The 23874-nt window shown below is 33.4% G+C and carries 24 protein-coding genes; 11 read left to right on the top strand and 13 right to left on the bottom strand.

Translation table 11 applies throughout. The annotated features are described in order from the left end of the window. The first annotated feature begins 96 nt into the window (after positions 1–96). The 7 genes from ABD077_RS07525 (at position 97) to ABD077_RS07495 (ending at position 7742) form a co-directional block, all read left to right on the top strand. Positions 97–1266, top strand: a complete 1170-nt coding sequence (locus ABD077_RS07525; RefSeq protein WP_343911717.1) for a DegT/DnrJ/EryC1/StrS family aminotransferase — start codon at positions 97–99, stop codon at positions 1264–1266. A 105-nt stretch (positions 1267–1371) separates the two neighbouring features. Beyond that, positions 1372–2556, top strand: a complete 1185-nt coding sequence (locus ABD077_RS07520; protein WP_343911716.1) for an SNF2 helicase associated domain-containing protein — start codon at positions 1372–1374, stop codon at positions 2554–2556. A 116-nt stretch (positions 2557–2672) separates the two neighbouring features. Then, a complete protein-coding gene (locus ABD077_RS07515) occupies positions 2673–4277 on the top strand; it encodes a DEAD/DEAH box helicase (RefSeq protein WP_343911715.1) in 1605 nt (534 codons plus the stop codon). 102 nt (positions 4278–4379) lie between these two features. Next, positions 4380–5369: an alpha/beta hydrolase family protein gene (locus ABD077_RS07510; RefSeq protein ID WP_343911714.1), complete on the top strand. Its 990-nt coding sequence runs from the start codon at positions 4380–4382 to the stop codon at positions 5367–5369. 116 nt (positions 5370–5485) lie between these two features. After that, positions 5486–6760: a metal-dependent hydrolase family protein gene (locus ABD077_RS07505; RefSeq protein WP_299895194.1), complete on the top strand. Its 1275-nt coding sequence runs from the start codon at positions 5486–5488 to the stop codon at positions 6758–6760. A 56-nt stretch (positions 6761–6816) separates the two neighbouring features. After that, positions 6817–7083 (top strand): hypothetical protein, encoded by a 267-nt coding sequence (locus tag ABD077_RS07500; RefSeq protein WP_299603261.1) that lies wholly within the window; start codon positions 6817–6819, stop codon positions 7081–7083. Between the two features lie 158 nt (positions 7084–7241). Continuing rightward, a complete protein-coding gene (locus ABD077_RS07495) occupies positions 7242–7742 on the top strand; it encodes a peroxiredoxin family protein (protein ID WP_343911713.1) in 501 nt (166 codons plus the stop codon). Between the two features lie 14 nt (positions 7743–7756). On the opposite strand, the gene ABD077_RS07490 is transcribed toward ABD077_RS07495, so the two are convergent. Beyond that, positions 7757–8914: a T9SS type B sorting domain-containing protein gene (locus ABD077_RS07490; RefSeq protein ID WP_343911712.1), complete on the bottom strand. Its 1158-nt coding sequence runs from the start codon at positions 8912–8914 to the stop codon at positions 7757–7759. Between the two features lie 300 nt (positions 8915–9214). Here ABD077_RS07490 and ABD077_RS07485 point away from each other — a divergent pair, with 300 nt between their 5' ends. Continuing rightward, positions 9215–9721, top strand: a complete 507-nt coding sequence (locus tag ABD077_RS07485; protein ID WP_343911711.1) for a hypothetical protein — start codon at positions 9215–9217, stop codon at positions 9719–9721. A gap of 74 nt (positions 9722–9795) precedes the next feature. Here ABD077_RS07485 and fabD read toward each other — a convergent pair whose 3' ends face one another. The 3 genes from fabD to ABD077_RS07470 all read right to left on the bottom strand — a co-directional run bounded on the left by fabD (position 9796) and on the right by ABD077_RS07470 (position 12601). Next, a complete protein-coding gene (fabD, locus tag ABD077_RS07480) occupies positions 9796–10677 on the bottom strand; it encodes an ACP S-malonyltransferase (RefSeq protein WP_343911710.1) in 882 nt (293 codons plus the stop codon). Between the two features lie 117 nt (positions 10678–10794). Beyond that, complete coding sequence (locus ABD077_RS07475; protein WP_343911709.1) at positions 10795–11646, bottom strand: fructosamine kinase family protein; 852 nt, start codon at positions 11644–11646, stop codon at positions 10795–10797. 7 nt (positions 11647–11653) lie between these two features. Then, positions 11654–12601, bottom strand: coding sequence for a dihydrofolate reductase (locus ABD077_RS07470; protein ID WP_343911708.1), 948 nt, complete (start codon positions 12599–12601; stop codon positions 11654–11656). A gap of 77 nt (positions 12602–12678) precedes the next feature. Here ABD077_RS07470 and ABD077_RS07465 point away from each other — a divergent pair, with 77 nt between their 5' ends. Then, positions 12679–13761, top strand: coding sequence for an aminotransferase class V-fold PLP-dependent enzyme (locus ABD077_RS07465; protein ID WP_343911707.1), 1083 nt, complete (start codon positions 12679–12681; stop codon positions 13759–13761). 124 nt (positions 13762–13885) lie between these two features. Then, positions 13886–14182 carry an isoamylase early set domain-containing protein gene (locus ABD077_RS07460; protein ID WP_343911706.1) on the top strand — a complete coding sequence of 99 codons (297 nt, stop codon included), beginning with the start codon at positions 13886–13888 and terminating at the stop codon, positions 14180–14182. 27 nt (positions 14183–14209) lie between these two features. Here the strand turns inward: ABD077_RS07460 and ABD077_RS07455 are convergent, their stop codons facing one another. From ABD077_RS07455 to ABD077_RS07415, 9 genes are all read right to left on the bottom strand, one after another. Next, on the bottom strand, positions 14210–14491 hold the full coding sequence (locus tag ABD077_RS07455) for a DUF427 domain-containing protein (protein ID WP_343911705.1): 282 nt from the start codon (positions 14489–14491) through the stop codon (positions 14210–14212). A gap of 21 nt (positions 14492–14512) precedes the next feature. Then, positions 14513–15487: an L-histidine N(alpha)-methyltransferase gene (locus tag ABD077_RS07450; RefSeq protein WP_343911704.1), complete on the bottom strand. Its 975-nt coding sequence runs from the start codon at positions 15485–15487 to the stop codon at positions 14513–14515. 12 nt (positions 15488–15499) lie between these two features. Then, positions 15500–16666 (bottom strand): ergothioneine biosynthesis protein EgtB, encoded by a 1167-nt coding sequence (gene egtB, locus ABD077_RS07445; protein WP_343911703.1) that lies wholly within the window; start codon positions 16664–16666, stop codon positions 15500–15502. Positions 16667–16766: 100 nt separating this feature from the next. Continuing rightward, on the bottom strand, positions 16767–17195 hold the full coding sequence (locus ABD077_RS07440) for an energy transducer TonB (protein ID WP_343911702.1): 429 nt from the start codon (positions 17193–17195) through the stop codon (positions 16767–16769). A gap of 24 nt (positions 17196–17219) precedes the next feature. Then, entirely contained in the window at positions 17220–18044 is an 825-nt protein-coding gene (locus ABD077_RS07435; protein WP_343911701.1) for a thymidylate synthase, read from the bottom strand. A 157-nt stretch (positions 18045–18201) separates the two neighbouring features. Further along, positions 18202–19908 (bottom strand): NupC/NupG family nucleoside CNT transporter, encoded by a 1707-nt coding sequence (locus ABD077_RS07430; protein ID WP_343911700.1) that lies wholly within the window; start codon positions 19906–19908, stop codon positions 18202–18204. Between the two features lie 49 nt (positions 19909–19957). Continuing rightward, complete coding sequence (locus ABD077_RS07425; protein WP_299603300.1) at positions 19958–20575, bottom strand: bifunctional nuclease family protein; 618 nt, start codon at positions 20573–20575, stop codon at positions 19958–19960. Between the two features lie 88 nt (positions 20576–20663). Next, positions 20664–21632, bottom strand: a complete 969-nt coding sequence (locus ABD077_RS07420; protein WP_343911699.1) for an electron transfer flavoprotein subunit alpha/FixB family protein — start codon at positions 21630–21632, stop codon at positions 20664–20666. A 58-nt stretch (positions 21633–21690) separates the two neighbouring features. Beyond that, the gene (locus ABD077_RS07415; RefSeq protein WP_343911698.1) at positions 21691–22437 is read right to left on the bottom strand and encodes an electron transfer flavoprotein subunit beta/FixA family protein; all 747 of its coding nucleotides are present in this window, start codon (positions 22435–22437) and stop codon (positions 21691–21693) included. 163 nt (positions 22438–22600) lie between these two features. On the opposite strand from ABD077_RS07415, the gene ABD077_RS07410 reads away from it, so the two are divergent. Then, the gene (locus ABD077_RS07410; protein WP_343911697.1) at positions 22601–23578 is read left to right on the top strand and encodes a pyruvate dehydrogenase complex E1 component subunit beta; all 978 of its coding nucleotides are present in this window, start codon (positions 22601–22603) and stop codon (positions 23576–23578) included. Positions 23579–23874: the final 296 nt, after the last annotated feature.

The following is a 23874-nucleotide window of genomic DNA, read 5'->3' as shown; positions in this document are numbered from 1 at the left end:
GAGCTTATTCGTTAATAAAAAACGGATCAAAATGCATGATCACATTGGCAGTGGCTTCATTATTTTGTACTTTCGTCCAGTTACAAAACACATCTCATGAAGAAGATTCAAATGGTTGACCTAAAGGGTCAATACGAACAAATAAAAGAACGTGTAGATGCATCGATTCAGGAAGTAATCTCATCTGCAGCCTTTATAAATGGTCCCGAAGTCCATAGTTTTCAGAAGGAATTAGAAGAATATTTAGCTGTAAAACACGTAATTCCTTGTGCCAATGGCACGGATGCATTGCAAATAGCAATGATGGGACTAGGTTTAAAACCTGGAGATGAAGTAATCACTGCTGATTTTACTTTTGCAGCCACAGTAGAAGTAATTGCTTTATTGCAGCTTACACCTGTTTTAGTTGATGTAGAAGAAGATTCTTTTAATATAAATCCAGAAGCTATACGTAAGGCAATAACACCTAATACAAAAGCGATTGTACCCGTTCATTTATTTGGGCAAGCTGCTAATATGGATGAAATTATGGCTATTGCCAATGAGCATAATCTTTATGTGATCGAAGATAATGCCCAAGGGATAGGTTCTAGTTATAAGTTTGCTGATGGAAAAGTTGCCAAAACAGGAACTATTGGACATGTTTCTTCTACTTCTTTTTTCCCTTCTAAAAATTTAGGATGTTACGGAGATGGAGGTGCTATCTTTACCAATGATGATGAATTAGCTCATACCATAAGAGGTATTGTAAATCATGGTATGTACAAGCGATACCATCATGATGTTGTGGGTGTAAATTCTCGATTAGATTCTATACAAGCAACAGTATTAAGAGCTAAACTACCTAATCTAGACTCTTATAATAATGCAAGAAGAGCAGCTGCTAGAAAATATAGTAAAGCTTTTGAAGGTATCGAAAACATCGTAACCCCAAAAGTAAAAGGAAATAGCTGTGGAACTGGAGTTGATACTATTTGCGATACTTGTAATTGCCACGTATTTCATCAATATACCCTTCGTGTGCTTCATGCAGATCGTGATGCTTTAGTAAAACATTTAAACGAAGCTGGAATTCCTTGTGGTGTATATTATCCAATACCATTACATAAGCAAAAAGCTTATCTAGACGATCGCTATAATGAAGATGATTTCCCTGTAACGAATCAGTTAGTACAAGAAGTAATTTCGTTGCCAATGCATACAGAATTGGATGACGAACAAATTGACTTTATTACTAAAACAGTAATTGATTTTGTCTCAAAATAAACTTAACTTGTAGGATAGAATGGAGCGTAAATTTCACTCTATGCTACCAACTATAACAACACCTTTAGTTTAAACAACTAAATACAACCATATAAACCACCCAAAATGGATTCACTTTGTATCTGTTATAATCTGGTTGATCATACCAATCTACCAGGAATTCCCCCATTACCAGAAGCATATATCGTACCTATCAAACCTAACGGTCTTGGATATGTAGAGAAACAAGCAACTCCAGCAATTTTAGATAGTTTTGAAATTCCTTATTTAGATACTGCCCACGAAGAACTTTTACGCATTTGTGCAAGTTTAAAAATTGCTGTATTAGAACAGAAATTTAGACCTGCCAAAAAAAGAAAAACTTTTGGACTGGCAGATATCCTAAAAGAACCTAAGATCAAAGATGTGGTGATTAATCATATCCATGATAAGCTTTCCTCTTTTTATGCTTTAGTTATTGAAAATAAGTATCCAATCATACATAATGCCCAAAGAAAAGATCCATTTGAAGTACATCGACTATCGATAGGAGCTAATACATTACATCCTATCCTAGAATTCACGAAAACAGAGGATGGCATTGATTATGCATTTACACTTAAGGAAGAAAAACGCGTTATAATTCCTCAAAATCATAGCATTCAAATATTGTTAAATGAACCTTCTTGGATTTCTATTGACAAAACAGTTTATCACATCAACAACCTAAATGCTAATAAATTAAAACCGTTTTTCAGTAAAGAAAAAATAACCATTGCTAAAAAACACATTAAAACGTATTTAGATAAAGTTATTCTTCCTGTGATTAAAAATGTAGATGTAATCGCAAATGGTTTTGAGATACTGATACACAAAAACATAGCATCCTACAAAATAGAAGTGATCCAAGATTTTATTACTGAAAATTTTGTTGCGAAAGTTGTTTTCGATTATGGAGAAGCAGCTTTTGACTATCATAGTAATAAAAAAACCTCTTCTGATGTGCATTTCGGAGCAAATGAAGAGATTCAGATTACTCAGACCAAAAGAGATGCAGAAGCAGAGAAAGAAGTTATTGCGCGATTGACAGCAAAAGGATTAACCCTAAATTCTAATCTCTTATTAGAAACAGACAATTCTGATGATCCTTTAGCTATTTTTAATTGGATACAAAAAAATCATAAGGAGTTAGAGCTAGAAGGGTTCGATATTGCTCTTCCCGATTTCGACGACAAAAAGGTTACTCTAGATTCGTATCAATTAGAATTGCAACATAAAAAAAAAATGACTGGTTCGATATCAAAGGAATAGTTCAGATTGGGAATCAAGAGATTCCTTTTTCAAGATTTATTCCTTACATCAAAGCTAATAATCGCTTTTTCCCATTAGAAAGTAATTCTTCTGTATTTATCATTCCTTTAGAATGGATGACTAGATATAAAAAGATAGCGAATTTTAGTACCATAAAAGATGAAACTATTCTCGTAAACAAGGGTAATTACACCTTATTAACAGAGATTATTCCTCCTACAGAATTAGAAATCGATACAATTCCGGACGAAACATATCAACCATCATCCAAACTAAAAGCTACCTTAAGACCGTACCAAGAAGAAGGTGTAAAATGGTTAGTAAAACACCAACAAAACCAATTAGGCGCTTGTCTTGCTGATGATATGGGACTTGGGAAAACCCTGCAGACAATAGCGACCTTAGTATTCACTAAGGAGCTTCTAACTCCAGAACCGAATGAGGCACAAACCGTTCGTTTAGACTTATTTAGTGATCCTTTGGAAATAAAAACATATCTAAAAGCTTTAATCGTTTTACCCTCATCGCTGGTTTTTAATTGGGCGCAGGAAATATTGAAGTTCGCACCTCATTTAACCATTACAAAATATACAGGAAGTGATCGAAAAAAGGTTGCACCGTATTTAGAAACCTATGACGTTATTTTAACCACCTATACAACTTTATCCAAAGATATTAACGCACTTCAAAAAACACAGTTCAACTATATCATTACGGATGAAAGTCAGCAAATAAAGAACAAAGAGTCTAAAATCTTTAAAGCTATAAACGAAATACAAGCAACACATAAAATCTCATTAAGTGGTACACCTATAGAAAACTCACTATCTGATCTTTGGTCACAAATGGAATTTATTAATCCTGGTATGCTAGGGAGTTTTCCGTTTTTTAAAGATCATTTTAAAACACCTATAGAAAAACATCAAAACCAGGAACGAATTGAAGAACTTAAATTACTAATAGAACCATTTATTTTAAGAAGAACCAAAGAACAGGTTGCTAAAGATTTACCAAAACTATCAGAACAAGTTATTTATACAGAAATGTTACCTGCTCAAGAGAAAGCGTATGAAGCTCAGAAATCTGCCGCCAGAAATTTATTATTAGGCATAGATACCGAGGGAACAAACAAAATACATATACTGAATACACTTACCAATCTGAGGCAATTAGCTAATCACCCAAAACTTGTGGATTCTCAAACCGAAAATCCTTCTGGAAAGTTTAAAGATGTAATATCTTATCTAGAAACTTTAGTTAAATCACATAAAAAAGTATTAATTTTTAGCTCTTTTGTTTCCCATTTAGATATTTATAAAGAATGGAGTAAGGCTCAAAACATTTCTTTTGTTAGCCTTACCGGTCAGACCAAAAGTTCGGATAGAGAAAAAATAGTTAGCGATTTTCAGAAAAATGATTCGATCTCTCTATTCTTTATTTCTTTAAAAGCAGGAGGTGTTGGGTTAAACCTCACCAAAGCATCCTACGTGTTACTATTAGATCCTTGGTGGAATCCTTTTATCGAAAAACAAGCAGTTGCACGAGCACATCGTATTGGACAAAAAAACAATGTAATGGTTACTCGCTTTATTACCAAAAACACTATCGAAGAAAAGATATTACAACTACAAGAAAGAAAGCAAAATCTTTCTGAAGAAATCATCGATATTAATACTATCCCAGACTATATAGAAAATGATCTGGAAGAATTATTGAAATAGGTCCGGACTTTGAAAAATGTAACCATTGTGTTTCTTTTCTTTTTCGCTATAGTGAAGATTTGTTGTAATATTATTTAACTTGATCTGTCATTAAAGAAAAACATGATATATAATTTGAATATAAAATACTTTTTAACCTTACTTATAATTGTTTTCAATTTTGGCTCCTGTTCTTCTCAGGAATCAATAATAATAGAACAACAAAAAATCAGTTGGCAGGATTATCCTCATTTATATTCTGACAACACCAAGTCTACATTCAAAGATGGGGTTCACTTTCTTAAAAATATAGATATGCATGAAATCACTTATCTCAGTGATGGATTAAAAATTCAGGCTTTTGCTGCGATTCCTAAAAAAGAAGGGAAATATCCTGTGATTATCTACAATCGTGGTGGCAATAGAGACTTTGGAGCATTACAGTTATTTAGAGGTGATATGAAACTCCCTGCCGGTTACATATTCTCCCAATTAGCAAACGAAGGTTATATTGTGATCGGATGCAACTACAGAGGCTCTGGTAAAAGCGAAGGCATGGAAGAATTTGGTGGTAGCGATGTAAATGATATTTTAAACCTTACCAAAGTAGTCGAAGAATTACCAAAAGCCGATACCAATCGAATAGGTATGTATGGATGGAGTCGCGGCGGAATGATGACATATATTGCTTTGACTAAAACAGATGTCATTAAAGTAGCAGTGGTAGGGGGTGCAAAGTCTGATTTACGAACTATTGATCGTCCTAATATGGAAAAAGGAGTGTATGAAGAATTAATTCCTAACTACCTTCAAAACAAAAAAGAGGAACTAGAAAAAAGATCTGCAGTTTTATGGGCAGATAAATTTTCTCCTAAAGTTCCAATCCTATTATTACATGGCAATGCTGATTGGAGAGTAAAATCCACAAACTCCTTACAATTAGCACTAGAATTAGAAAAATACAGAATCCCATACAGATTAAAAGTGTATGAAGGAGCAGATCATGGTATCAGCCAGTTTAGAGAAGAAAGAGACCAAGATGTAATTCACTGGTTCAACACCTATCTAAAAGAAGACACTCCATTACCCAACATGGAATTCCATGGGAGATAACTGTTTAGAGCTGCAATAATTCTAAAAGAAATCATAATCTAGATATTGGTTAAATTAATTTATTTTAAATTGTTTGCCTTATAAATACACGAACAACTTTTATACATATTTAGCTTATGAAACTCATTTACACCTTGCTTTTAGCAATAATAAGTACTACCCTATTTTCACAAGACACTTATATCCAATGTGGAAAACTAATTGATACCAAAACTGGAAAAATACTTACCGAAAAAACTATTGTCGTTTCTGGAAATAAAATCAGCAAAATAGAAACAGGATATACAGAAGGAGAAGGCAATGACATTGTTATAGATCTAAAGGACAAAACAGTAATGCCTGGACTTATCGACATGCACGTACACATGGAGAGTGAATCGAATCCTAAAGCCTATCTAGAGCGTTATACGAACAATGATGCAGATGTTGCTTACAACTCGGTAGGATTTGCAGAAGCTACATTGTTAGCAGGATTTACCACCGTAAGAGATCTTGGAGGAAGCGGCGTAAATATTTCCTTAAAAAAAGCAATTGCTCAGGAAAAAATTATAGGACCACGAATTTTTACTGCTGGAAAAATTATCTCCAGTACAGGTGGTCATGGAGATCCCACGAATGGAAGCAAAAAAACTATTATGGGAGATCCAGGACCTAAAGATGGAGTTGTAAATGGTATAGAAGATGCAAAAAAAGCTGTGAGACAACGTTATAAAAACGGAGCTGATCTTATTAAAATTACTGCTACAGGAGGTGTGTTAAGTGTGGCAAAAAGTGGTTCTAATCCACAATTTAAACTAGAAGAAATAAAAGCTATTTGTCAAACCGCTAAGGATTATGGATTTCATGTCGCGGCACACGCACATGGAGATGAGGGTATGCAACGTGCCTTGAATGGCGGAGTAACTACCATAGAACACGGAACTCTAATGAGTACTAAAACTATGGATCTTATGAAAAAAAAGAAAGCTTATTTGGTCCCTACAATTACTGCCGGTAAAGAAGTAACCGAAAAAGCAGAAATAGACGGGTATTATCCTGCTATTATTGTTCCAAAAGCATTAGAGATAGGTCCTAAAATTCAGGATACCTTTAAAAAAGCTTATAAACGAGGAGTGCAAATTGCATTTGGTACCGATGCAGGAGTTTTTAAACATGGACAAAATGGAAAAGAATTTGGATATATGGTTGAGGCTGGTATGCCTGCAATCACAGCTATTCAATGTGCCACCATTGTTAATGCCAAAGTATTAAATATGAGCAAAGAATTAGGACAAATAGCTCCCGATTTTATTGCAGATATTGTAGCGGTAGACGAAGATCCTAGAGATGATATCAAAACAATGGAGAATGTAGTTTTTGTGATGAAAAACGGAAAAGTATATAAGCAATAATTTTGCTTTACACATTTCCTAATTGAAATATCGATTATTAAAACATAAAATTATCAATGACCAAAACTGAGCTTTCTAAATTAACAGATGAAGAACTTTTAATCGAAAAAAAGAAATTAAAGAATTCTAAAATATTCCATGCCCTATTGATTGGATTTATGGCAGGAATTTTTGTAGTTGGAATTGTGGGATGGAGTCTTGCTAAAAAACCATTGGGACTGATCCCAATGTTTATTTTAGCTTTTTTGATTTATAGAATCATCAAAAATTCTAAAAACAATAAAGAACTTGAAGAAATCCTAAAAGAAAGAAAATTGAATTAAGGAATTCTAAATACTTCAGAATAACCTAAAAAACAGCATTAGTTATTATAATTTCTAATGCTGTTTTAAGAGTTAAAAAAAGATAGTATACACTATTAAATAAATTGAATAAAAGATTTATAGTACATGCTATCCGATTCCGAAAAAATGATTAGCTCATGAAAAAGACACTCAACTATATTCTTTTAGGAGGAATCCTACTTTTTGGGGTATTTTACACATACACCAAATTAACAGCTGCTTCTAATGGAAATTTAGCTCCAGATTTTGAAGCTGAACTAATAGATGGAACACCTTTTAAATTATCAAATCTTCAAGGTAAATATGTACTATTGGATTTTTGGGGATCGTGGTGTGCGCCATGCTTAAGAGAAAGTCCAGAACTAGTGGCGCTACATAACAAACATTCTAAGGATCTTACTGTAGTTACGGTAGCTCTTGAGAAAAATCTAAAGACTTGGGAAAAGGTTACTAATAAATATGGATATACTTGGAAGCATCAGATTGTAAATCAAAATCGTTTTGTACTCTTATCAGATATTGCCAGAAAATACGGTGTTTCCGATATACCTTCCAAATTTTTAATTGCTCCAGATGGTACACTCTTAGGGAATTACTCTTTCAAAGAAATCGATGAAATACTTAACAATAAAAGGTAGAATTAAATATTAGCTTATCTACTAATGTACAAGTATCCAGCTCTATCTTTTGCTCCTTCGATAGTTAACACATAGTAATACGTTCCTTCTGGTAATTTTGATTCTTTCGACACCGTTGCTCTACCCTCAGAAATACCAGCAAAGTTTTGATTTTCGTGATATGCTTTCTTTTGGAACACTAATACTCCCCATCTATTGTATATAGACACTTCATTATTTGGGAATTGAGATAAACCCTGAATTCTAAAAGTATCATTGTATCCATCTCCATTAGGCGACACCGCAGTAAAAACTTCTAAATCTCCATCTAGTAATCTGTTAGATGAACCGAAAGTTAATACTTCATAATCATCTGGAATAATTAAGTCTGAAGAAATCTCTCCATTATCCAAATTTCCAATCACATTAGTATTCCCTAAGTTTACCCATTTCTTAAGTGATTTACTCCAACCTACCACTCTTAAATCTTCTACATCTTCTACAAGAGTAGGAATATTACTATTACTATCCCACGTTAAGGTAACCTTAGTACTTTGATTTCCATCTAAATCCCAAAATTCGAAAATACTAACTCCGTATAATAATTCTTCATACTGCTCTGTATTAAATCTCTCAGTAAAAAAATTAGGCGTATTTGGATTTTCAAAAAAGTAAGCAGCTCTCGAAGTATTCGTTGCAGCACCACTTTCTATTTTTATTGGTCTTAATCTAAAATCATCGCCCACTGGAAATGAAAAATCTAATAATCCACTTAAAGTAGCATATCCATCCACATATCGGTCATCGTTTTCTCCTAAATACGGAGCATCTCCTATATAATTCAATGAGATGTTTTTCTGCTCTCTATCCGTTATTACTCTACCATTCACAAATTCCTGAAAATTAGTCACCCCTACTGCGACATCTAAAAATAGACCTTCTTTTGTATCGATTTCTACATCATAAAAAACTGGATTATTATCACCAGAAACTGTCAAACTATTTTCGCTATAAAAACCAACCTTTCCCTTATTATCATTAAACTCTCCATCATTGATAACATCTATATGAAATCCCACTTTACCTCCACTATGAATTTGCGCATTTCCAAAATTATGAAAGGCATCTTGTGTAAATCCTAAGAAACTAACGACTGTTAAAAAAATGGTGAATATTGATTTGAAATTTGACATCTTATTAGGGCTTTATTGTTTTTGTTGATGTAAAAGTAAATCCTTAAAACCCATGTTATCATCGACTCTGGACAGAACAACAATTATTACCCATGAATGGGAAAATTCTACCGTTTAACTGCCATTTTACCGTTTATCGAAATAAATATAGACCAATGGTTCTCATGAAGCGATGAACCTTTAATACCTATATTTTTCTACCGTAATTTAAAATCATATATCATATGATTAAACTCTAAAAACATATTAATAGATAGTATCCTAGCAATTAATTATATTGTACTAGAAATCCCTTTAATTATGAAGTATCAAATTATTCTATTTACTATATATAGCATTTTTCTGACTCAACTAGTTTCAGCTCAAGAATCTAATCTTGATGCCTTTAAAAATCTAGTAAAAAAGCAGTGGAAAGCAGAAGGAAAATGGGGAAATGGAAGCGTTTTTAAACAGGAAACAATTTTTAAGTATGATTTACATAATACTCTAGTGATAGCAAAATCTAAAGGATTTACTAACCAAGAACAAACTGAATATGGATGGCGGAATCATGGTATAAGAAAGTTCGATAAGACTTCCAAGACTATAAAGTTTTGGGAATTTGATGTTTTTGGAGGACTTACTCAAGGAACCGTAGTAGTCAATGGAAAAAATATTCTATATCAGTATCAATATGGAGATTCTTTGGTAACCGATATGTGGGAATATGTTGATGATAACACCTATAACTTCAAGGTTGGCTCCTACGAAAATGGAGTATGGAAACAAGTATACTTAGAAACACAATTCAAAGCGATTTCTCTGTAGCATTTTATTATCAAATAAAAAACCTCAAAGTCACTCTTTGAGGTTTTTATTAAGAATTTGTTCAAACTTTTCTTTTAGATCGTAGCAGATATGGTTTCCATAGATCGATCTACTTTTTTTACTAACCCAGATAATACTTTTCCTGGCCCTACTTCTGTAAATGAGGTAGCACCATCCTTCATCATATTCTTTACACTTTGTGTCCACTTTACTGGAGCTGTTAATTGTGCAATCAGATTCTTTTTAATCTCTTCTGGATCTGTAACTGCCGTGGTAGTTACATTTTGATAGATTGGACATGTTGGTGTATTAAAATTAGTAGCTTCAATTGCAGCTGCCAGTTCTTCTCTAGCTGGTTCCATTAATGGTGAGTGAAATGCACCACCAACAGGTAACACCAACGCTCTTCTAGCACCTTTTTCTTTGAGTACTTCACAAGCCTTTTCTATTGCTTCTACTTCTCCCGAAATAACTAATTGACCTGGACAGTTATAATTTGCTGCGACTACAATTCCTTCAATTTCTTCACATACTTTTTCTACAACCTCATCTTCTAATCCTAAAACTGCTGCCATAGTAGAAGGTTTCAATTCACAAGCCTTTTGCATAGCTAATGCTCTTTTAGAAACTAACTGCAATGCATCTTCAAAATTCAAAGCTCCACTAGCTACCAAAGCGGAAAACTCGCCTAATGAATGTCCCGCAACCATATCAGGCTTGAATGCATCACCTAATACTTTACTAAGAATTACAGAATGTAAAAAGATAGCCGGTTGCGTTACCTTTGTTTCTTTTAACTCTTCTGCTGTTCCTTCGAACATGATTTTTGTGATCTCAAAACCTAAAATATCATTGGCTTTATGAAAAAGTTCTTTTGCAACTTCTGAATTTTCATATAAATCCAGCCCCATTCCTGAAAACTGAGCCCCTTGACCTGGAAAAACATATGCGTTCATGTATTGTATATTTTAAAATTTTGACAAAAGTAAGTATAATGTTGATAGTGGTTATTAGTAAACATCTATAATTTTAGACAAACCAACCATAACCACTTCTGTAAAATATATTGTAAATTAAGTATAAACTTTCAAGATTTGTTTTACTCTATCATAACAAGAACTTCCAAAAATATTCAGATGCACTAGCAAATAGTACATTTGCCAAAGAGGTATTCTCTCTTTCCAATTAGGCTGAAGTGGAAAAATGTCTTCATAAGTTTGAAACAATTGTGAATCAAAACCACCAAACAGATGCATCATGGCAATATCCATTTCTCTAGGCGCATACGAAACTGCAGGATCAATAAAACATGAATTCCCATCAGAATCTACTATATAATTCCCATTCCACAAATCTCCATGTATCAGACTTGAACCTTCTTTCGGAATCTCTTTTTCAATATTGTTATAGAATACATCTAGATTTCGAAAAGAAAACCCCTTTTGGGATGCTAAAGTAAATTGTGGATATAATCGCTGAGTAATATAAAATTCTGCCGCAGAATCACAATTAGTATTATACTGGGGTAGATTTCCAATATAATTATCAATTTCAAAACCAAAAAACGGTCTACTCTTTTGGTGCACTAACGCTAACTGCTCACCAAAATTTATCCAGAAATTTTTAACCGGTTTTCCACTTTGAATATACTCTAGTAACAAAAATGCAGTATCCTCAGAATGTCCATATTGTATTACATTAGGAGTTCTAAAAATGTTTACATTTTTCAATTCTCGCAGTCCGATAGCTTCAGCTTCGAACATCTTTGGAAAATCGGATAGACTGTTAAGCTTGAGCACCAGTTTTCTCGTACCAGTTTCTAAGAAAAATACTTGATTAATATCACCGCCAGTGAGTGGTTTTTTCTGTTTTACCTCTTCATCTAGCAAATCTTCAATATACCGTATGAAATGATTGGAAAACAAGTTAAAGTTACTTCTTTTTATACGTTAAGTAAGTAAACCCATATTCATGACGATCATCTGCTCCATGAAGCTCCTTATTTTCTAGAACCCATATTTCAGGATCTATTTCAGGAAAGAAAGCATCAGCATCAAATTTGCCATGAACTCGTGTAAGCTCAATACTGTCTGCATAATCTAATCCTATCTTATAAATCTCTCCTCCACCAATAATAAATGGTTGTGGATCATCTTTTGAAATCTCTAAAGCTTCATCCATAGAATGCACAACGATAACCCCTTCTGGCTTATATTCTGGATTTCTTGTAATCACTACATGAACACGATTTGGTAGCAGTTTCGGAAACGACTCAAACGTTTTTCGCCCCATGATAATATGGTGTCCTGTTGTTAATTGCTTGAAACGTTTAAAATCATTTGGCAAATGCCAAACCAAGTCATTATCCTTACCCAGCGCATCATTTTCTCCCGCAGCTGCAATCATTGTTATATTTTGACTAAGTTTTTCTGCACTAATAGTTTTGGTCATAGTAGCTTGTTGTCCTTGTTTAATAAAATCATCTTTCTTTTTCAACAGTTCATCTTTAGGATACATCTTGTCCACATCTTTTTGAATCAATTCAATTTCAGCCTTTTGTTTCGCAATCAAGCGCTCCATTTGATTACTCGTCCAATCAGCCCCCATAAACTTATGAAACAACCAAACATTACAAAAATGGAGTACAAATAAGAATGCCCAACAAATAACTGCTACGATGGACCAGTTAATTCCAAAAAAGGTATACTCTTTACCAAATCCAATTAATAGATTCAATACCACTAAAAATAATGAACCAACCAAGAACACAATAAAGTGTTGAAACAGTCTTTTCTTTTGAACAACTCTTTTACGCGCATGCTCATATAATTCTTTTTGAACAGGATCAATTTGTGGAGTATCTTTTCTTTTTGAAAACATTTTAATGGTACCTTAGTGACACTTGATTAATATCAAAGTAAATATAAAGGTTTTGGTAAAAAGCCCTAAACGAACTTATGAAGAATTTACAAAAAGAATTTCCCGTACTATCTCAAAACACTTACTTAAACACAGCTTCCTCTGGATTACTCTATGATTCTTTATTGGATTACAGACAAGAACATGATTTAGATTTTTTGATCGGAGGAAGTATGTTTCGTGACCATCAAGAGCAATTTCTAAATACAGTAAGAAAATCCATTGCAGATTTTTGTGGCGGCACTTCAGAAAATACTGTGCTAACTCCTAATTTTTCTATCGGTTTTAATACTATCTTAAACGGATTAGAGAAAAACAAAAAGATTTTGTTATTAGATGAAGATTATCCTTCGATTAATTTTTCTGTAAAAAGTAAAGAATTCGAAGTATGCTATGCGGAGGTAAATGCCTCTTTAGAAGAAAATATTTCTGAAGCAATTGCTCAATATTCACCTGATATTTTTGCTTTTAGCTTAGTACAATATATAAACGGAATTACCATAGATCTAGATTTTTTAAAAAATCTAAAAATTAAACATCCAAACCTTCTTATCATAGCAGACGGCACTCAGTTTTGTGGAACAAAAGTTTTCAATTTTGAACAATCTGGAGTTGATATTTTAGGTTGTAGTGGTTACAAATGGCTTTTAGGAGGCTATGGTAATGGTTTTTTACTTTTTAAAGAAGGAGTTCTGAAACAATTAACCCCAAATAGTTATTTAAAAACTTCGCTAAACTCATCATATGACCCATCATATACTAATATTAGATCAAGATTCGAATGTGGTCATTTAGATACATTCAACTTCGGGAGTTTGCAACATTCAATTCAGTTTCTTTCTAAAATTGGACTTTCAGAAATTGAAGAAAAAATCAAGGAATTATCTACTTATGCAAAGCATAATTTTACCGATCTTGGAGTATTAGACAAAGTTGCTAAGCAACGAAATGATAATAGTGCGATTTTCAACATTAAAGGAGACCAGAAACTACACAACACTCTTAAAGAAAAAAACATCATTACCTCACTAAGAGGAAATGGTATTAGAATAAGTCTTCATTTTTATAATAATAAAGAAGACATTGATAAGCTTGTCGGAATACTACATCGTTATCGTTAATATTTAATTGTTAATTGTTCATTAAATTATTGAAAATCTGACTCTTCACACTTTTGTTTTTTAATGTTTTGTATTAATTTAACAGATAATTTTATTAACTAAGAATTAATTATAAACAAGAATTATGGCTATAACCAAACAATACTTAAAGTCAAAACCAATTTGCAAAGTTACTTTTTCTGTACCTGCAAAAGAAGCATCAACCGTTTCTGTAGCTGGGGAATTTAACGAGTGGAATACAGAAGCTACTGTATTGAAAAAATTAAAAAATGGTACATTTAAAGGAACTTTAAATCTTCCTAAAGATCAAAAATTTGAATTTAAATACGTCGTTGACGGAGAGTGGACAAATGAAACAGAAGCTGATGGATATCAGTGGAATGATTTTGCTGCTGCAGAAAATAGCATATTAGTACTTTAAGCAAAAATATATAAAATTGAGGTTGTATTACTCTACAACCTCAATACCTTTCCAAAATGCCACATATCCTTTGATTTGCTTAGCTAAATCACTAGTCTCTGGATAATACCAAGCGGCATCTTTATTTTCTTTACCATTTACAGAAACGGTATAATAAGATGCTACACCCTTCCATGGACAATTGGTATGTGTTTCACTAGACTTAAAAAATTCTTTCTTTATTGCCTCAGGAGGAAAATAGTGATTGTTCTCTATTACTTTGGTGTCATTGCTTTCTGCAATTATTTCATTATTCCATATAGCTTTCATAGCTTTTTTATTTTATATTTTTTATTCTGACTTTTTGAACACATAGTTCTTATAATATTCATTTTCATCCGTAAAATCATTAGTAATAACAAAGCCTGATTCTTTTGCTAGCCATTTTACAGTATCATCATCATATTTCTGAGAAATCTCTGTATGTATACTTTCCCAAGCTTCAAAATGCACTTGTAATTCTAAACAATCAATATCTACTGTTTGCTTCTTTTTACTTACCAAATAACTTTTTGCGGTGCCGCTTTCGGGATCATATACTTCCCAATGGATAAAAGCATCAACATCAAAATGACCTCCAAGTTCCTTATTAATTCTTGTTAAGACATTTTTATTAAAAGCAGCTGTTACACCTGTTTGGTCGTTATAAGCATCTAAAACTTTCTGAGGATGTTTTTTTTGATCAAATCCTATAAAAACTTCATCATCGGCATTCATAACAGCATTCAATTTTTTCAAAAACTGAATTGCTCTTGGGTGTAAGAGATTTCCAATATTAGACCCTAAAACCATAATTACCTTTTTACGGGAACTTATATGTTTCAACCTATCCAATACTTCAAAATACTCTCCTATTTGACCTTTTACCTGAAGTTCCGGTATTTCTAAAGAAAGGTTTTCCACAAGTCCATCAACAGCATGTTTACTAATATCAATCGGGTGATATGTTACATCATAATTCTCTTTCAATAATTCTTTTAATAACACTTTAGTTTTTTTTCCATCTCCAGCGCCAAGTTCAATTAAATCAAACCCTTTTTTAGAAGGATCAAAACTCTTTAAAATATTCGTTTTATGTAATTTAAAAATATCATACTCGGCATTGGTAAGATAATATTCTGGCAATTCCATAATTTTCTGAAAAAGCTTATCACCAACTTCATCATAAAAATATTTGGATGACAGATATTTTGGAAAACTAGTTAATCCTTCATGTACTTCTTTTCCGAAAGTACACATTAAAACGCTTTGATCTTTTGAACTCATGTAAAAGGGGAATTACTTACTTTTTACTAATCGCAATCCGTTAAATTGCCATCTTAGTTGTGGGTGAAAAAAATTACGATATGTTGGTCTTGTGTGATTTTTAGGAGTTGCTATGGAACCTCCTCGAAGTACCTTTTGATTTACCATGAACTTTCCATTATATTCTCCAAGTGCTCCTGGAGCTTTAGCATAATTAGGGTATGGTAAATAGGCGCTTTCTGTCCATTCCCATCGCAATCCCCAATCAAATGATTTATTCGCAACTTCCCATTCGAATTCTGTTGGCAAACGTTCTCCTTTCCATTGCGCATACGCAAAAGCTTCATAATAGGATAAATGTGTTACTGGAGCATTTAAATCTAATTGTTGTAGTCCTTGTAAAGTATATTGATGATACTCTCCATTAATCTTATGCCAATACAAAGGGGTTTTTATTTTTTCGGTATTAAGCCAGTCCCACGCTTCGGCATGCCACAAAAGGCTATCCTCATATCCTTTATCATTGATAAAATCCAAGTACTCTTTATTAGTTACTAGATTATGCGCTATTTTATATTCTTCTAAAAACACTTTATGCACTCCTAACTCATTATCGTAACAAAAGTCTTCTCCTTTATAACCAATTTCATAAACACCTTCGGGAACAAGATGATATCTATCAGAAGAATTGTTATTTGGATTTTCATCGAAAGTGCTACTGTATTTTGGGAGTAAAGGATTATTACCTAAAATAAATTTAATATCGGTTAGCAATAACTCTTGGTGCTGTTTCTCATGATGTATCCCAATTTCTACGAGAGATCTCAATTCTTCATCTTCCCTACTTTCTAGCAGTACCTGCAAGTGGTTGGTCACATAATCTCTGTATTCGTATACTTCATTAACAGTTGGACGCGATAAATTACCTCGATTGGTTCTTACTACTCGTTTTCCGATACTTTCATAATAACTATTAAACACAAAGGCAAAATCTTCGTGAAATCTTTTATAGCTAGGGTTATATCTTGTGAGAATAAATTCTTCAAAAAACCAAGTGGTATGACCTAGATGCCATTTTGGTGGAGATACATCAACGATTGGTTGCACCACATAATCTTCGATCTGAAGAGGGGAACAAATTTCTTCTGTATGAGCTCTGGTCTCTAACAAAGAAGAAAGCAAATTATCAGTAATTATCATAAAAAAAGAGTGTATTCGATTTACGAATACACTCAAATTTAATAATTTTTAAGCTGTATCTATCTAACAAAGGAGTTAATCCATTGTTAAATATGGAAGATTAATTACTAGGTTTTATAAAGGTAATAGGCACTTCATATGCTATTGCAATTGGCTTTTTACCCCATTTACCTGGCTTCATTTTGGGAATAGCTCTAATTATCCTAACTGCTTCTCTCTGTAAGTGTCTATGTCCTCCTTTCACATCAATCACTTCTGCTTTACCTTTATTATTAATAATAAATTCCACAGTAACCGTGCCTTCCAAACCATCTTTTACAGCAATCTCTGGGTATCTAAAATTAGTTATGATATGCTTTCGCAAATTATTATCAAAACACTTTATCGGTGTTTGTCTGGATTTATCGCATTTTGGCCATATAGGTGTAATCCCCTTTTCGTTTGCATTTTCTTTAGAAAGAATAATATTATCCTGAGCAAACAAGAAAGTGGAACATAAAATAGTAATAATAAGTAATAGTTTCTTCATAGTAATTCAGTTTAAATTTGGGGGTTAAACTGCAACTGCACCTTTAATATGTGGGTGCGGATTATAGTCTTCCAGTGTAAAGTCATCAAAAACGAAGCCAAAAATATCTTTTACCTCCGGATTAATTCTAATGGTAGGCAAATTTCTTGGTGTTCTAGACAACTGTAATTCTAATTGCTCTTTATGATTATTATAAATATGTGCATCTCCAAACGTATGTATAAACTCTCCAGCTTCATAACCACATACCTGCGCCATCATCATTGTAAATAGCGCATACGAAGCTATATTAAAAGGCACTCCTAAGAATATATCTGCACTTCTTTGATACAACTGACAAGATAATTTTCCATTAGCTACATAAAACTGAAAAAATGCATGACAAGGTGGTAGTGCAGCTTTGCCATTAGCCACATTCTCAGAAAATGATTTAGACGTATCTGGCAAAACACTTGGATTCCATGCAGAAACCAACATCCGTCTACTATCTGGATTCTTTTTTAAAGCTTCTACAATTTCTTGAATCTGATCAATCTCATCTCCATTCCAGTTTCTCCATTGATATCCATATACTGGTCCTAGATCTCCATTTTCATCTGCCCATTCATTCCAAATCCGAACACCATTATCCTGTAAATACTTAACATTTGTATCTCCTTTCAAAAACCATAATAATTCATGTATTATAGATTTTAAATGAAGTTTTTTGGTAGTTACCATTGGAAATCCTTCACTCAAATCAAATCGCATTTGATACCCAAAAACACTTTTTGTTCCTGTTCCGGTTCTGTCTCCTTTTTCATTTCCATTCTCTAGTACGTGACGTACCAGATCCAAATATTGCTTCATATTCCCTTTCTGACTTTCTTTTGAGTTTGTTAAAGTTCTACTAATTCCGTCAAATATACGAAAAATAGGTATTGAGCAATCTTTTAATAGCTAGATTATGAAATACTTGTAAAAGTTATTCCACCGTTGAAGTTTCAGCAAAAAAAAAACCTTTCTATTAACCAATAATCATTCCTGCGATTGTAGCAGATAAAAGTGAAGCTATCGTACCTCCGATGAGTGCTTTCATCCCAAACTCTGACAATGTTTTTCGTTGTCCTGGAGCAAGAGATCCTATACCACCTATTTGTATGCCGATAGATGCAAAATTAGCAAAACCACACAACATGTAGGTAGCCATTATCACTGACTTGTTATATGTTAAATGTGTTGCATTTGCTACATTCTTCAAGTCTGCTAATTGTATATATCCCACGAACTCACTAGCAGCTAATTTTATTCCTAAAAGCTGCCCCATTAAAGCAACATCTTCTTTAGCAACCCCAATTAACCACATCAATGGTGCAAAAAGATACCCTAAAATAAGCTCAAGAGATAAACTTTGGTATGCAGTATTTGAAGCAACCCAAGCATTTAAAGAAGTAATATCTCCTACCCATCCCAAAATACCATTTAACATAGCAATAAATGCTACAAATACTAATAGCATAGCCCCAACATTTACAGCTAACCTAAGACCTTCAGTGGTCCCATTTGCAATAGCATCAAGTATATTAGATCCTATTTTTTCCGAAGAAACATACACATCTGTATTTATTTCTTCTGTTTGAGGAAATAGTATTTTAGAAATAATAATCGCTCCAGGAGCTGCCATCACAGATGCTGCTAATAAATGTTTAGCAAATTGTAATCTTAGAACTGGATCATCACCTCCTAAGAATCCAATATACGCAGCCAGTACTGCTCCCGCTACAGTAGCCATTCCACCTACCATAACTAACAAAATTTCTGACCTATTCATCTTTTCTAAATAGGCTTTTATTAATAGAGGTGCTTCTGTTTGCCCTAAAAAGATATTACCGGCAACACTTAAACTTTCGGCTCCAGATATCTTTAACGTTTTTGTGAGTAACCAAGCTAATCCTTTTACTACTCTCTGGATAACACCTAAGTAAAACAAAAGTGACGTTAGCGCTGAGAAGAAAATGATAGTTGGTAACACCTGAAAAGCGAATATAAAACCAAAAGTATCCATATCTACCACCAGTCCTTCAAATAGAAATTTACTTCCTGCTCTGGTAAAGTTCAAAACTTCCACAAATAAGCTTCCTACCCATTCAAATATAGTTTGAACAAATGGCACCTTTAAAACTCCAATAGCAATTATTAATTGAAACCCCAGACCTAAGCCAACTGTTTTCCAATTTATAGCCTTTCTATTACTGCTAAACAAAAATGCAATAACCAATAATACTAACATTCCTAAAACTCCTCTCCATAAACTTGAAATAGAAAAACCTTGATTAGGAATCAGCATGTCACTTTGTTCGGCTACAACCGGCGTTTCCGGATCGTTAGGTTTTACAACAAATGAATAGGAAAGGTTATTTTTTGATAGAACCAAGGTAGTATCCGTAATACTTTTCAATCTATATTTAATAATAGAATCTTCTGATTTTTCAGGGAACAGCAATACCACATTTTTTTGAGCAAGATAATCTCCTGTAAGCTTTTCGGAATTCCCTTTAAATGCATAAGAAAAGACACCATTTTGAAAATCCAGATAATCATTATCTCCAACTTGAAAAATAGTTTCATTATCTCCTTTTACATCTTTTAATATCCACTTTTTCTCTATGGATTGCGCTGAGATAATTGTAAATGCAAAAAAAGATAAGAGGAAAGAGAGTACTCCTTTTTTCATAAATCAATAAGGTAATATTATAATATTTCGGAACAATTAGAAATCAAAATTATCCTCTTTTCGAGATTTCATCTCGTATTCGAGCTGCCAATTCATAATCTTCATTAGCTACTGCTTGTTCTAGCATACGATTTAATTCTTCTAAAGATAAATCCTGATAACTAGTTTCTTTTCCTACCATTTCTACATCATCAGAAACCAATTCATCTACCAATAAACTTTCTGATTCATCTTCACCATCTTTTTTAGGATTTACTTTTAAGTAAATTCCTGCTTGATCAAGAATATTTTTATACGTAAAAATTGGAGCCTGGAATCGCAAGGCTAGTGCTATGGCATCACTGGTTCTAGCATCTATTATTTCTTCAATCTTATCTCTTTCGCAGATAATACTTGAATAAAAAACGCCATCTACCAATTTATGAATGATTACCTGTTTCACGACTACATCAAATCGATCTGCAAAATTTTTGAACAGGTCATGCGTTAAAGGACGAGGAGGTTTAATTTCTTTTTCTAGAGCAATAGCTATAGACTGTGCTTCAAATGCACCAATCACAATTGGCAACTTCCTTTCTCCATCCACCTCACTTAAAATCAATGCATAAGCACCATTTTGGGTTTGACTGTAAGATATTCCTTTTATGTTCAGACGAACTAAACTCATAGTAATTTTCAATAAAAAAAAGGCTGTTTGAACAAATGGACTTTTACCTAAGTTCAAACAGCCCTTGATTGGGCACAATTTATGAAAATTATGCGTTATTCGCCTTAAATTCCTTTAATTTTTCAATTAACTGCGGTACTACCTCAAAGGCATCACCAACAATACCATAATCTGCAGCCTTAAAGAATGGCGCTTCTGGATCATTATTGATCACTACTTTTATCTTACTAGAATTTATTCCTGCAAGGTGCTGGATCGCTCCAGAAATTCCTACCGCTATATATAAGTTAGTAGCTACTGGTTTTCCTGTTTGTCCTACGTGCTCTCCGTGCGGTCTCCATCCCATATCACTCACAGGTTTAGAACACGCTGTTGCAGCTCCAAGTACATCTGCCAACTCTTCGATCATACCCCAGTTCTCTGGCCCTTTAAGACCTCTACCTCCTGAAACTACAACTTCTGCATCTGCGATAGACACTTTATCTGTTGCTTTATCCACAGATGTTACATTCACTGCAAAATCTTCATCAGCTAGTGAAGGATCAAAACCTTCAGCAGTAGCTGCTCCAGAAGCTTCCTTCAATCCAAATGCATTACTAGATAATCCGATAATTTTCACATCAGTTGTGATTTCGGTAATATTAAATGCCTTGTTCGTAAAAGCAGTTCTTTTTACTGTAAAAGGTGAAGCATTTTCTGGTAATGCTACTACGTTAGACGCATATCCTGCATTAAGATTAACCGCTAAAAGTGATGCCAAAAACTTACTATCTGCACTAGAACTAAGTACTACAACTTTTGCTCCTTCTTTTTCTGCAGCTTGTTTTAAAGCATCTGCATACGCTTTTGCATTAAAAGTCGCTAACTTATCATTTTTAATTTCTAATACTTTATCAACTCCGTATGCACCTAGTTCACTACTACCATCAACGTTAACACTAACAGCAGTAACCGTAGTACCAAGCATATTAGCTACTTCTTTTGCATATGACGCAACTTCGAAAGCAGCCTTTTTAAATTTTCCTCCTTCACTTTCTGTATATACTAATACTGACATATTTATTTTTTTTATGTTGAACCTATATGAATAGGTCTTACTTTAAACTTGTGTTTTATTAAATAGCTTTTGCTTCGTTATGCAATAGCTCTACTAATTGCCCTACATTATCAGGGGAAACTAGTGTTACATCACCTTTTGGTGCAGGTTTTTCAAATTTAACCGCTTTGGTTTCCTGAGTTGCTTCAACAGCCTCAACAACCGTAAGTGGTTTTTTACGTGCCATCATAATTCCTCTCATATTTGGAATACGAAGATCACTCTCTTCAACCAATCCTTTTTGTCCTCCAACAACTAATGGTAATTTTGTAGTAGAAGTTTCTTTTCCTCCATCAATTTCACGAACAGCAGTTACTGCATCTCCTTCTATTTCTAATCCGATACAAGTATTGACAAAATTAGCTCCTGTAAGTCCAGCTAACATTCCAGGCACCATTCCTCCGTTATAATCGATTGACTCTCTTCCTGCAATCACAAGATCATATCCTCCATCTTGAACCACTTTAGCTAATTGCTTAGCTACATAAAATCCATCAGTAGCTTCAGTATTTACTCTTATTGCATTATCTGCTCCTATTGCTAAAGCTTTTCTTAAAGTTGGTTCAGTTTCTGGTCCTCCTACATTTACAACATCTACTGAAGCTCCTTGCTTCTCCTTAAACCACATAGCGCGCGTTAATCCAAATTCATCGTTAGGATTAATTACAAACTGTACTCCATTTGTGTCAAACTTCGTATCTCCTTCTGTAAAATTAATTTTAGAAGTTGTGTCTGGCACATGGCTTATACATACTAATATTTTCATTTTATATAGGTATTTTTTGAGAATTTAATAATAAAAGCGAAGGTACAAATAAAATGTCGAATTTACTATGCGTGCATAATAAATTTTTTAATTTTCTGTATTTGGTAACGCCTATTAATTGCTACTTTTGCCTTTCGTGTAGCACAAAATTAAATATTTATAAATGAAAACGATACAATTCAGAGAAGCTATTTGTGAAGCAATGAGCGAAGAAATGCGACGAGATGAATCCATTTACCTAATGGGTGAAGAAGTTGCCGAATATAATGGAGCATATAAAGCTAGTAAAGGTATGCTTGATGAGTTCGGACCAGACAGAGTAATCGACACTCCTATCTCTGAACTTGGTTTTTCTGGTATAGGCGTAGGGAGTGCCATGAATGGTAACCGTCCTATTATTGAATTTATGACCTTTAACTTCTCATTGGTTGGAATTGATCAGATCATTAACAATGCTGCAAAGATGAGACAAATGAGTGGTGGTCAATTTAATGTTCCAATTGTATTTAGAGGACCTACGGCTTCTGCAGGACAATTAGGTGCTACTCACTCTCAAGCTTTTGAAAATTGGTTTGCTAATACTCCTGGATTAAAAGTGGTTATCCCTTCTAATCCTAAAGATGCAAAAGGATTATTAAAATCAGCAATTCGTGATGATGATCCAGTAATCTTTATGGAAAGTGAACAAATGTATGGTGATAAAGGAGAAGTTCCTGAGGGAGAATATACCATTCCTTTAGGTGTAGCCGATATCAAAAGAGAAGGTAACGACGTAACTATCGTTTCTTTTGGTAAAATTATTAAAGAGGCGTATAAAGCTGCCGATGAGTTAGCAAAGGACAATATTTCTTGCGAAATCATTGATTTAAGAACTGTTAGACCTTTAGATCTTGATGCTATTTTTACTTCTGTAAAGAAAACAAATAGGTTAGTTATTCTAGAAGAAGCTTGGCCTTTAGCAAATATTGCATCTGAGATTACTTATCAGGTTCAATCTAACATTTTTGATTATCTAGACGCACCTGTTATAAAGATAAATACGGCTGACACCCCTACTCCATATTCTCCTGTTTTGTTAGAAGAATGGTTACCAAATAGTACAGATGTTGTTAAAGCTGTCAAAAAAGTAATGTATAAATAAACTGAACCCTTTTAATTTGCGTTTCAAGTTTTTTCAAATTTTGATTCGTTTAATAAATGTTGGCTCGAAATTTGATAAAACAAAACGAGTTTACACAAACGATATAAGGGTACTTTGAAATACAAAATTGATTTTTTTACACATTAAAAATGTTTTGCATTAATCATTTTGCAAAGCATTTTTAAATTTGTGCTTAAAAATAGTAGGGTATTTTTATATTGATGTGTTTTAGAAAAAAAACAACATTTACATTTATTGATGAATATGTAGTAGTTGAATTCAAGTTGAAAATTTCA

This window comes from Aquimarina litoralis (assembly GCF_039523995.1).
GTDB classification, from domain to species: domain Bacteria; phylum Bacteroidota; class Bacteroidia; order Flavobacteriales; family Flavobacteriaceae; genus Aquimarina; species Aquimarina litoralis.
The sequence above is the reverse complement of the archived record's forward strand: the minus strand, read 5'-3'. Positions and strand labels throughout refer to the sequence as shown.